At 48.7% G+C, this 12,152-nt stretch carries 10 protein-coding genes, 1 tRNA gene and 1 rRNA gene (1 of these 12 cut by a window edge); 1 reads left to right on the top strand and 11 read right to left on the bottom strand.

Features of this window, described 5'->3' with window-relative positions; genetic code table 11:
- Positions 1–21: 21 nt before the first annotated feature.
- Positions 22–2,316 carry an ATP-binding protein gene (locus tag MHH82_RS00450; protein WP_012818345.1) on the bottom strand — a complete coding sequence of 765 codons (2,295 nt, stop codon included), beginning with the start codon at positions 2,314–2,316 and terminating at the stop codon, positions 22–24.
- A 361-nt stretch (positions 2,317–2,677) separates the two neighbouring features.
- Between MHH82_RS00450 and tadA the strand changes: the two genes are divergently transcribed.
- Entirely contained in the window at positions 2,678–3,172 is a 495-nt protein-coding gene (gene tadA / locus MHH82_RS00445; RefSeq protein WP_251502232.1) for a tRNA adenosine(34) deaminase TadA, read from the top strand.
- Positions 3,173–3,249: 77 nt separating this feature from the next.
- Here the strand turns inward: tadA and MHH82_RS00440 are convergent, their stop codons facing one another.
- The 10 genes from MHH82_RS00440 to rrf all read right to left on the bottom strand — a co-directional run.
- Entirely contained in the window at positions 3,250–4,335 is a 1,086-nt protein-coding gene (locus tag MHH82_RS00440; RefSeq protein ID WP_012818343.1) for a hypothetical protein, read from the bottom strand.
- Positions 4,336–4,642: 307 nt separating this feature from the next.
- A complete protein-coding gene (locus MHH82_RS00435) occupies positions 4,643–4,792 on the bottom strand; it encodes a hypothetical protein (protein WP_012818342.1) in 150 nt (49 codons plus the stop codon).
- Positions 4,793–4,896: 104 nt separating this feature from the next.
- Positions 4,897–5,238 carry a hypothetical protein gene (locus MHH82_RS00430; RefSeq protein WP_009595528.1) on the bottom strand — a complete coding sequence of 114 codons (342 nt, stop codon included), beginning with the start codon at positions 5,236–5,238 and terminating at the stop codon, positions 4,897–4,899.
- Between the two features lie 175 nt (positions 5,239–5,413).
- Positions 5,414–5,502: transfer RNA gene (locus MHH82_RS00425), tRNA-Ser, on the bottom strand.
- Positions 5,503–5,574: 72 nt separating this feature from the next.
- Complete coding sequence (serS, locus tag MHH82_RS00420; protein ID WP_340962500.1) at positions 5,575–6,858, bottom strand: serine--tRNA ligase; 1,284 nt, start codon at positions 6,856–6,858, stop codon at positions 5,575–5,577.
- A 193-nt stretch (positions 6,859–7,051) separates the two neighbouring features.
- Complete coding sequence (gene pdxT, locus MHH82_RS00415; protein WP_012818340.1) at positions 7,052–7,639, bottom strand: pyridoxal 5'-phosphate synthase glutaminase subunit PdxT; 588 nt, start codon at positions 7,637–7,639, stop codon at positions 7,052–7,054.
- 15 nt (positions 7,640–7,654) lie between these two features.
- Positions 7,655–8,536, bottom strand: coding sequence for a pyridoxal 5'-phosphate synthase lyase subunit PdxS (gene pdxS / locus MHH82_RS00410; RefSeq protein WP_009595550.1), 882 nt, complete (start codon positions 8,534–8,536; stop codon positions 7,655–7,657).
- Between the two features lie 164 nt (positions 8,537–8,700).
- Complete coding sequence (locus MHH82_RS00405) at positions 8,701–10,119, bottom strand: D-alanyl-D-alanine carboxypeptidase family protein (RefSeq protein WP_012818339.1); 1,419 nt, start codon at positions 10,117–10,119, stop codon at positions 8,701–8,703.
- Between the two features lie 152 nt (positions 10,120–10,271).
- Positions 10,272–11,729 (bottom strand): IMP dehydrogenase, encoded by a 1,458-nt coding sequence (gene guaB, locus MHH82_RS00400; protein ID WP_036662887.1) that lies wholly within the window; start codon positions 11,727–11,729, stop codon positions 10,272–10,274.
- A 419-nt stretch (positions 11,730–12,148) separates the two neighbouring features.
- Positions 12,149–12,152: ribosomal RNA gene (rrf, locus tag MHH82_RS00395) — 5S ribosomal RNA — on the bottom strand; it runs 113 nt beyond the window's last position.

Below are 12,152 nucleotides of genomic sequence, written 5' to 3'. Positions count from 1 at the left end.
TTATCTGTAACTACTTCATGTTCAGCCTTCGATTGTTTTCTGCGGTACCGCAGGCAGGACAATACTTACTCTCGTGCCTACTCCAACTTCACTCTCGATTTCCATCGTCCCCCGGTGGCCCTGGATAATGCGCTGGCTTACCATCAACCCGAGGCCTGTGCCCGTTTCCTTATTCGTAATAAACGGTTCGCCAAGATGCGGCATCATGTCTTCCGGAATGCCTTGACCTTCATCCCGAATATCGATCTGTATCTGTTCGGGCTGCGGGCGTGTAAGCCTGATCCATATATTGCCGCCTTCCGGCATGGCTTCAATGGCATTCTTGAGCAGATTTATGAACACCTGTTTGAGCTGGTTCTCTTCGCAATGCACAAAGGTCGGTTCTTCAATAAAATCCAATTTGAACTCGATGCCGTACAGATGCGCCTGGCTGTCGAGGAAGGAGATGACATCCCCCATAATGACGCCCACGTCCCTCTCCTGGAAATTAATCGCCTGAGGCTTGGCTAATATCAGAAATTCACTGACGATCAGATTGATTCGATCCAGCTCGGACAGCATCAGGTCGATATGATCGGGATTCGCTTTGTGAGTCTGCTGTTGAAGCTGCAAAAATCCTCGGAGGGTCGTAAGCGGATTCCGGATTTCATGCGCAACCCCGGCAGCCAGCTGCCCCACGGTATTGAGCTTCTCCGAACGCCGCAGGAGCTCCTCGATCCGATTGCGTTCCGTCACATCGCGGGATACGCTAATCATGGAGGTAACCTCACCGTTCTCGTCCCGCACAAGCGAGGTGCTGATGCTCACTTCAATCGTGCTTCCATCCTTGCGCAGACGGACCGTCTCCACCGGCGGAAGCCGCTCACCAGCCCGCAAACGACGGATGCGTTCCTTCTCCTCTTCCTCTTTGGCCGGAGGCACAAGCGCAAGCTTCCGCCCGACCACTTCGTGCGCCTTCCAGCCGTATAATTGCTCAAACGCTTTATTCACGCTGATCACGCGTTCATAGGTGTCGGTTGTATGAATGGCATCGGCCGTCTGATTGATAACGGACTCTAAATATTCTTTAACGGACTGGTTCTCATCCACCATCTGCTTCAACTGGCTCGTGTAGGTACCCAGATTGCGGGTCATGGCATTGATGCGGCCTGCAAGCTGCCCCAGCTCGTCCCGGCTGCTAACCTCAAGTCTACGATCGAAGTGACCATCCGATACATCGTTTACGGTGCCCAGGATGGCCTGAATCGGCTTCGTAAAATAACCCGCTACAATGTAACTGCCAAAAATCACGATTTCGAGCAAAACCAGTGAAATAGCCACCAGACTGATCATCTGCTCCCTCATCACGGAAGAGATGGCTTCATAATCCATGACGACACTGATCACGCTGGTCGGTTTATTTTCGGACAGGATGGGAATGAAGCTTTTTAACACCTTCTTATTATTGATGGTGCTGACAAACACCACATTGTCGCTGGTAGATACGGCCCTCTGCACAGCTTCCGTATCTTGATCCAGGCTCCCATAATTGTAGGTGCCGAACGTGATCGGTCGATTGCGGAGCTTGTGGTGAACATCGTCCGTTCCATCCTCTCTCATATATTCATTGCCAAACGTTTCGGGGTTGATGCCCGTCACTTCCAATATCCGCGGATTCGATTTCAAAGTCTCCTCCACCACGGTGTTCGGGCTTGTGATCTTCACAAAATCCTTGATATTCGAATTCCGGATGTAGGGATCGATAATATAATTCCGCTTGCCATCATAATAGTATCCCCATTTATCAATGAATTCCGGATTGGATGTGGAGAACTCGAACGGTCCGGACCAGAAATGCTCGGCACGCTGCCCCTCCGTAACGGACACGACTTTGCCATGCTGGAACAATTCCAGAAATGCGGTATGCCAATACCCCCAGTTTTTTGTGGAAAGGCCGATTTCGTCTTGGGAGGAGGAACGGGCAACAACGATATCATCGTTGGTTCGAACCAGCAGCGAAATGTGGGTCACACCGATCTCTTTACTTAATTCGGCCAATTGCTGATTGGTTATATTGTTAATATCGGGATCTAAGGCCTTTGCCGCATTAACTGCTGCTACCTTCAGCATATCCCCGAAAATGTTATCCACATACGCAGAGCTAAAGCCGGTTTGCTGAACCGTAATGGCGATCTGCGTGGCGGCCATCACCATTTTGGTTTCACTATCCTGCTGCAGGTTTTCCTGGGTCGTGTAATAATTCAGCGTAATGTTAAGCAGAAGGATAAATAATACCGATATGGACATGATCATCGATAATTTCGTCTTAATCGACAAGTGGCATCTTCACCTTTCTGCTGTCACATCGACGACTTGTGAATATATACCCTCATGATACCTTGATCACGAACGTTTGAAAAGACAAGCCGTATTGCGGCTGACGGGTTTTTTCCGCAATCGCATTGCTATTGAATTAGGGAATCCTTACAATATAAGAGGCTAATCCCGATAAATAAAACGACGTATCCACAGATTGCGCACAAATACACAACTTATCTGGGGATAATGTGTATAACTTTGTGTATAACTTTTTGCTTATCCACAATTCTGTCCACATCATGTTAACAAACGAATAAATGTTCGTTGAACATTGGGTATAAATACAGGGTTTTAGCAGGCAGCGAAAGGAGACTTTAGATTGATATCACATTCAATAGACCCACTGGCTGTGGATAACGAAAATCATGAACGCTGGATGCGAGAAGCCATCGCGGAAGCCCGGAAGGCCGAAGAGCTCGGTGAAGTTCCTATTGGTGCTGTCATCGTACGGGGCGATGAAATTATTGGCCGTGGATATAATCTGCGTGAAACGACTTACGATGGGACGGCTCATGCCGAGATGGTAGCGATCCGGGAGGCCAGCCGGCATCTTGGAGCCTGGCGGCTGCTCGACTGTCGATTATACGTGACGCTGGAGCCTTGTCCCATGTGTGCAGGTGCCATCGTTCAGTCCCGGGTTCCGCAGCTCATCTACGGCACAAGCGATCCCAAGGCAGGCTGTGCGGGCACACTGATGAATCTGCTTCAAGAGCCGCGCTTTAATCATCGGACGCACGTGGTGGACGGCGTGCTGCAGGAAGAATGCGCATCGTTGCTGACTCAGTTCTTTCGGCGTTTACGCGGGAAAATATGATTTTATGTACCGTAAGAGGAATGAACACAGAAAACCCGGCCGTCATGGCCGGGTTTTCTTGTCTGCGATGAATAAAATTAGTAAGTGCTCATTTGGCTCATGGATTCCTCAAATTGCTCCATCGTGATGACGTCAGCGTCTTTTGGAATACCGATTTTGAACTCTTGTTTCGCGTTGATGTTGTTGTATTGGGTGCTACCCTTCACAGCCAACTTCACGTTCTCATTCGTTTCTGGATCATTGAAATCAACGTTCAACACAACATCTTGGTACGCAGGGAAATCTTTTTTATCGATAGCCGTGTTGATGTTAAATGTATTGATTTTCAGGTATTTCTGCATTTCTTCCAAGCCCGCTTTGAATTCGTCTTGGTTGACGTTGGACACTTCAGCTTTAGCAGCATCGATGTCTTCTTGGGTCAGACCCAGCAATTCGCGGTACTCGTCTTTAGCTGCAATATCAACAACCTTAGGTGCAACCTTGTTTACCATAATATCCAATGCTTCATTCAGGTTATCATTGGTTACAAAGAATTGTACCACTTGTTTAGCGTCAACACCTTCTGGAAGGCCGGCATCTTTAACATTGATCTCTTTGAAGTATTTCGCTTGGTCATATTCGCTCAGCACAGCTTCAAGGATTTCGTTAACGAATTTTTGGGACTTCTCGGTATCCAGGGTTTCTGGGTTAAATGTTTCGCCGGATTGCTCAGCAAGCTCTTTCATGTCCATCACGAGGAATTTGCCAACAACGTCTTCCGGGAATGGCAGCATTGGAATGCTTGGAATTTTAACGTAGATTTTCTCTTTCGTCATCACCATATCAATGTTGAAGGACATCGCCATGTCACCCTTCAAATTGATGCCCATGTTCATTTCGGTTTGCATTGGCTCAGCCTGGTAGATCCCGTCCAGTGTAACCTCCGCATTCTTCAGCATCGTCATCGCCTGTGTTACGCTTGGATCGCCTTCAACTGCAGGTATGTTAACTTGAAGGTCTTCAATGACAAATTTGCTCTTCATTTCGTAGGATGTCATCTTCATCGCGTTCGTAGCAGCATTGGTCATTGCCGCCTTAGGCTCTTCTTTCTTGGCGCAGCCGGAAAGCACAACTGTCACCGTGAGCAGCAGTGTCAGCATGATAGCTGCAAACTTCTTGTTCATTAAAATTTCTCTCCCCTCTAACAGTCAAAAAAATAACAGACCTTCTAATCATAAACCATTTAACCAAAATGAGAAACACTTTCTGGAATATTTACTGAAATTTTATTTCCTTTCTTTTTCCATCCATCTTAATTTCAAACTTCTTAACATGCGAATAAGGTGGGGCCCCAAAATATTACACTTGAACACTAATACGGAAGTTGGAAGCAAAAGGTTTCAAATCGAAAAAAAGAACTTCCTGTCGAATGACAGGAAGTTCTCTCGATTCTTGCTTCTTGGCGCCTTCGTATTTTGCTCCTAAAGGCTGTTAGCCCTCCGGATTAAAATGGCCATCCTGCTTGCGGATCTTCGCTCTGTGCGAGCCTGACAGCGGCTCCTGGCCGCCCCGGTCATGGTCCTTCCGCTGCCTCGGTTGTTCCTGTGCTTCAGGCACCGGAATCGACTTTGGTTTACTCATCTGATAGCCCTCCATTTCATGGATCACAGCGTTTGTTCTACGCAATCGGCCTTGATGCTTCGGTCTGAAAGGAGCATCACAGCTTTCACATTCATTCATGGAACTTAGTGATGCGTGATTTGCTGCAGAGTTTGAGCACACTCATGAATATGACGCGTATAATCGCCCACCATGCCCTGTATGTTCTCATTGCGCTCATCCGTCGTCGCGCCGTCACGCTCTACATCGATCAGAGCGACCTTCACTTCCCGGGAATCCACATAGGTGCATTGAAAATCAAACGAATACTCCTGACGACCTGCTGCGCCAATGTGAATGCGGATGGCGTTCGGATCTCCTTCGTCTGCTGCCACTTCTGCACGATCCCCCGGTTTGAGTATGGTCGGCAGCCTTTCCTGCCAAGCATTGACCAGCGTCGACTGATCGACATTCAGTTCTGAGTTCATGTTCACACCTCCCCTTCTCTATAAATTGCGATAACAGGCGCTGTTTTATACAGCAGGTCCCCCAAGCATAAAGTGCTATATATCCGAAGCTTCCGTGCATTTGTCTTGCAAACAAAGCATAAAAACCATAGAAAAAACCGTTCCCCGAAGGAAACGGCTTGCGTTTGTATATGTATGGCGGAGAGGATGGGATTCGAACCCATGTGGAGTTGCCCCCTAACGGTTTTCAAGACCGCCCCGTTATGACCGCTTCGGTACCTCTCCATGTGGAAATGATCACTGCAAATGAATCACGTGCAAAAATCATTATACCACAAGTCAATCTGTGTTATCAACTTATTTCTTAGGTTCGATGATGCTAACATTCCCCATGTAAGGGCGAAGCACTTCCGGAATAACAACGGAGCCGTCGGCCTGTTGATAATTCTCCAGAATCGCCGCAACCGTACGCCCTACCGCAAGCCCAGATCCATTCAAGGTGTGAACAAATTCCGGTTTACTCTTCGGCTCCGGACGGAAGCGAATATTGGCACGGCGTGCCTGGAAATCACCAATATTCGAGCATGAGGAAATTTCACGGTATACGCCGCTCTCCGGAAGCCATACTTCCAGATCATAGGTTTTCATGGAGCCGAAGCCCATATCCCCGGTACATAGCGTCATAACGCGATAAGGGAGATTCAACAGCTGGAGCACTCGCTCCGCATCCGCCGTCATTTTCTCGAGCTCATCAAACGATGTTTCCGGATGCACAATCTTCACCATTTCGACCTTATTGAACTGATGCTGACGAATAAGTCCCCGGGTGTCGCGTCCTGCCGCGCCGGCTTCCGAACGGAAACAGGAGCTGTATGCGACGTAATATTTAGGCAGTTCCTCGCTATTTAGGATTTCCTCACGATGGTAGTTCGTTACAGGAACCTCAGCCGTTGGGATCAGGTAATAGTCGGTATCGCTAATTTTGAATAAATCCTCTTCGAATTTAGGCAGTTGTCCCGTTCCGTACAAGCTATCCCGATTGACGATATATGGAGGCAGCATTTCCTCATAGCCGTGTTTGTCGCTGTGCAGATCCATCATGAAACTGATTAAGGCACGCTCAAGCCGTGCACCCAAACCCTTGTAGAACGTAAACCGGGAACCCGTAACCTTCGCGCCTGCTTCAAAGTCCAAAATACTCAGGTTCTGGGCAATCTCCCAGTGAGCCTTAGGTTCGAAATCAAAAGCTCTTGGCTCCGCCCACCGGCGAATTTCCACGTTCTCTTCCTCCGAGGCACCGATCGGCACACTTTCGTGGGGAATATTCGGAATCGCCAAAGTAAGCTCGGATATGCTGGCTTCCAGCTCACGAACTTCCTCATCCATTGCTTTAATCTGGTCTGACACTTGGCGCATCTCCAGAATCAGCTCATCTGCATTTTCGCGATTTTTCTTCAGCTTGGCTACTTCAGCCGACACGGTGTTGCGGCGATTCTTCAAACTTTCGCTTTCCTGCAGCAATTCCCGGCGCCGGGCGTCAAGCTTAGGAAAATCCGCAATCAAATCGAGCGATTTGCCTCGATTCTTCAGCGCTTCTTCTACACGACTGTACTCGCTGCGCAATATTTTTACGTCTAACACGGGAAACCCTCCTAAAGTAAAACATCCATCAAGTATATCGAAGCAGCTGCCCTACCTGTTGATAAAAGCCTTGGGACAAGGCTGCATTATACGTTGTTACATACGATACATCTTATTGCATTTCAGCGAAAAAGACAACTTGACTCCCACATACTGCCAAAGAGTCAAGATGTCTTCTACTGAAACTATTACGTTACGCCTGTGGCGCCGTCGCCCGGGAGCGAACCATCTCCACAAAATATTGATGGAGCCGGAAATCGTCTGTCAGCTCCGGATGATAGGAAGCCGCAAGCAGATGCCCTTGTCTGGCTGTGACGATCTCATCCTTATACGTGGACAGAACCTCAACGCCCGGTCCCACTTCCAGAATAAGCGGAGCGCGGATGAAGACGGCTCGCACCGTTTCATCGATGCCCTTAACCGGCAAATCAGTCTCGAAGCTTTCACGCTGTCGTCCGAACGCGTTCCGCGCCACCGTGATGTCCATCAGCTTCAAATGCGCTTCTTCGTCGCCTTGAATTCGCTCGGCCAGCACGATCAGTCCGGCGCAGGTTCCGAATATCGGTTTGCCTTGGGCTGAAAACTGACGAATCGCATCCATAAAATCATACTTGCGCATCAGCTTGCCAATCGTCGTGCTCTCACCGCCAGGGATAATCAAGCCGTCAATGTCGTCCAGCTGCTCGACCTTCTTGATCGGAACCCCTTCGGCGCCAGCAAGCGTAATGCTTCGAATATGCTCTGCAACGGCACCCTGAAGTGCCAGTACGCCGACCTTCATGTTACCCCTTCTCTCTTACCAGCCGCGATCCTGCATGCGCTCAGCCGGACTAAGCTTGGATATCTCGATGCCTTTCATTGGAGCACCCAGGTTCTTGGATACTTCAGCAATCAATTTATAATCATCATAATGCGTTGTCGCTTCCACGATCGCACGAGCAAATTTCTCAGGGTTATCGGATTTGAAAATACCGGATCCTACAAAAACGCCATCAGCGCCCAGATGCATCATCAATGCGGCATCCGCAGGGGTGGCCACGCCACCGGCGGCAAAGTTAACGACAGGCAGCTTGCCCGTCTCGTGAACGCCTTTCAGGAGGTCATAGGAAACACCGAGGTTTTTGGCTTCGGCATACAGTTCGTCCTTCGACATGTTGCGAACCTTGCGAATTTGGCTGTTGATCAAACGCATATGGCGAACGGCTTCCACGATATTTCCCGTTCCCGGCTCGCCCTTCGTGCGGATCATGGATGCACCCTCGCCGATGCGACGCAGCGCCTCACCGATATCTTTCGCGCCGCATACGAACGGTACGGTGAAATCCCATTTGTCGATGTGGAACACTTCATCTGCAGGCGTCAGCACTTCACTCTCATCGAGGTAATCCACGCCGAGAGATTCAAGCACTTTCGCTTCAACGTAATGACCGATACGAGCTTTGGCCATAACTGGAATGGATACGACCTTCATTACTTCCTCAACGATGGTTGGGTCAGCCATACGTGCTACTCCCCCAGCAGCGCGAATATCGGAAGGAACGCGCTCCAGCGCCATAACTGCCGTAGCACCGGCAGCTTCAGCGATTTTCGCTTGTTCCGCATTCATGACGTCCATAATGACGCCGCCTTTTTGCATTTCCGCCATACCTCTTTTTACAGTAGATGTTCCTGTTTCCATGTCCCCTAGCCTCCCGATTATATGTTGTATCTCATCGCCATTTAGAGCATTCCCTGGCGATATGGTCTGTACCCGTATGGTTCATACTTGCAATGAATCTAACTTGATATTTTACCGCATCAAAATCAAATACACAACCCATTTACTCGGAATTTATCGGCTGCTTAGAAAAGATTTTTGATGGAATCAAACAAATCCGCGAAAAAGTCACCGATCGCACGGAGGAACAGCTTGAACCAACCGGCTTTCTCTACCTCGTCTGCCGTGATGAGATTCACCGTTTCGGTCTGGGTTTCCTTCATGCCTTCGATTTTGTATGAGTAGGTTGCCGTGCCCACCTTCGTATCCTTAGCGACAGGCGCCGTCACGCTGGAAGAATCCAGTTTGGCTTCGAAGGTAATGTTCTTTCCGCTAGAACCTTTAGGCACAACAAATGTGAGGGCTTTATCGGTCACCAGCCCAGCTTCCTTACCTTTGCCCTTCTTCACTTCGACGGTTTCAAATCCTTGCACGGTTGCTCCGGCTGCTTGGACTTCCTTCACTTCGAAGTTGTCAAAGCCGTAATCCAGGACTTTTTTGGTTTCCTTAAAGCGAGCCCCTTCGGATTTCGTTCCCATAACCACGCTGATCAAACGCATGCCGTCACGCTCAGCAGTACCGGCAAAGCAATAACCCGCCGCATTGGTATGACCGGTTTTCAAACCGTCCAAACCTTCGTAAGCATAGGCCTTGAAGTTCGTAATGCTTTTGTTGGCCTCCAGCATCCAGTTGTAGTTGATGATCGGACTCGTATCGCGCGGCCGGAATTTATGCGATTGAATGGCCGTAAACTTCGCAAAGTCAGGATGATCCTCAACGATATACTTGGCAAGTAATGCAGTATCCATTGCCGACATTACGGTTTCTTTATCTTCTGCAGGACGGTATTTCTCAGGCATATCTGCACGGCTAAGGCCTGTGGAATTAATGAAGAAAGCGGTCTTCAATCCCATCTTTTTCGCCGTATCGTTCATCATGGTAACAAACTCTGCTTCGGAACCAGCGACATGTTCAGCCAATGCTACCGTTGCATCATTCGCCGAGCCGACAGCCATGGCTATGTAGAGCTCTTCCACTGTATGTTGGTCGCCTTCAGCTAAAAATATCCGTGAGCCCACGGTTTTTTCAGCATTTTCCCCTACCGTGACTACGTCATCCCAAGCTAACTCGCCTTGTTTTACCTTCTCTGCCACGATATATTCCGTCATCATCTTCGTCATGCTTGCCGGTGGCAATGCTTCATCCGCATTTATGGATAACAGCACCTGGCCCGTAGATGGCTCGATCAAGACGGCAGAGCTCACTTCCAAGCCCAACTGATCGACCGATGGCACTTTGTCCGGCTTCGCATTATTCGTCGCAGCCTTGTCCGTTGCCGCTTTGTCTTCCGTAGCTTTGGTTGTATCCGCTGTAGCCAGCATATTAGGCGCAGCGAGCGAAACCGCAGGCGCAGCAGAGAAACATAGTATATTAAACAGCATCAAGGATGCCAGCGTTCTTTGAATTCGTTGTCGCTTATTCTTCTTTATAGACTTGTCTATCAATGGAATTACTCCCCTCTAATTCTCAATAAGTCATTAACTTGTTCTATTCTATCATAGGGGGGGTATCAAAAAAAGACAAGCTAGATGAATTTCATCCAGCTTGTCCAGGAAATAAATGACATATATAGTGTATCCTTATTCTTTTCCGTGAATTACAAGGAATAGTTAGGCGCTTCTTTGGTGATTTGAATATCATGCGGATGGCTCTCGCGGAGACCAGCCCCGGAAATGCGGATAAATTGGGTATCATTCCGCAGCTCCTCCAGGTTTTGCGTTCCGCAATACCCCATGCCGGAACGCAATCCACCGATCAACTGATGGATGGTATCTGCCAATGGCCCTTTATAAGCTACACGGCCCTCGATGCCTTCCGGTACCAATTTCTTGTCGTCATCTTGGAAATAACGGTCTTTACTGCCTTGTTTCATGGCAGCAAGGGAACCCATGCCCCGATAAGCCTTGAAACGGCGTCCTTGGTAGATCTCGGCTTCGCCTGGGCTTTCTTCCGTCCCTGCAAACATGCTGCCCAGCATAACGGCACTAGCGCCGGCCGCGATGGCTTTTGTAATTTCTCCGGAGTATTTGATACCGCCGTCTGCGATAATCGGTACGCCGTACTCTTTAGCAACCGTTGCGCAGTCATAGATGGCCGTGATTTGCGGTACGCCAATGCCGGCAATAACGCGGGTCGTACAGATGGATCCAGGACCGATTCCCACTTTAACGACGGATGCACCGGCTTCGATAAGCTCTCGCGTACCTTCGCCTGTAGCCACATTACCCGCGATAATGGTCAGATTCGGATACAATTCGCGCAGTTTGCGTACGGAATCAATAATATTGATGTGATGCCCATGAGCGGAGTCAACGGTTATGACGTCTACACCGGCTTTCACAAGCGCTTCTGCTCTTTCGAAGGTATCTTTGGAGATTCCGATCGCTGCACCTACAAGCAGGCGGCCCTGAGCGTCCTTCGCTGCTCTAGGGAACTGAATCGCTTTCTCAATGTCTTTAATCGTGATAAGTCCTTTAAGAACATTATCGTCGTCCACCAAAGGCAGCTTCTCGATTTTATGCTTCTGAAGGATCATTTCGGCATCCTGAAGGGTCGTTCCAACCGGAGCTGTAACCAGGTTCTCGCTGGTCATCACTTCGCTGATAACCGTATTGTAATCATGAACAAAACGAAGATCACGATTCGTCAAAATCCCGATCAGCTTATTGTTCTCATCCACGATCGGAACCCCGGAAATCCGGAATTTGCCCATGAGTTTCTCAGCGTCGGATACAAGATGATCGGCATGAAGCGAGAATGGATTGGTGATGACTCCGCTTTCCGAGCGCTTCACCCGATCTACTTCTTCCGCCTGTTGTTCAACCGTCATATTTTTATGAATAATGCCGATTCCGCCTTCTCTAGCAATGGCAATTGCCAAAGGAGCTTCCGTAACGGTGTCCATACCTGCACTGATGAGCGGGATGTTCAATTTCACGTGCTCGCTCAATTTGGTGCTAACATCCACTTCTTTTGGAAGTACCTCGGATTTTCTAGGAACCAACAATACATCGTCAAAAGTGAAGCCTTCCTTGCTAAACTTATCTTCCCACACCTGGGTTATTCCTCCTTTTTGTCGTCTTCCTGCGGACTACAACTACTGTCAGAGCTGGACCGGACGGCATTTTCAAGTATTTTCAGAAATATATTATTGCCATCTTAGCAAAGGGCCCATAGGCTGTCAAGGATTGAATTGGCCCATTTCCTGAAGTTCGCAAGTATCCATCCAGCGCGTTGTCCTGTCCCTTTGGAGTGGACAAACGGACAGCTTTCTTCTATTAAATGGAGACTTATCCACGTTTAAGATTGGCCTGCCATATTGCATCACTTTAGGCATTATCACGGAGACGATGCATGACTGTCGTTTAGTATCACCCAAGCCGGCTCGAGATAGTCCAGAAATCAGAAATCCACGACACGGCATATAGGAAAAGACCGTTATCGATTACTCGATAACGGTCTTTATGGTTGTTCGCTT

Source organism: Bacillus sp. FSL K6-6540 (assembly GCF_038007545.1).
Note: the sequence above shows the minus strand (reverse complement) of the source record. Positions and strands in the feature narration are given on the sequence as shown.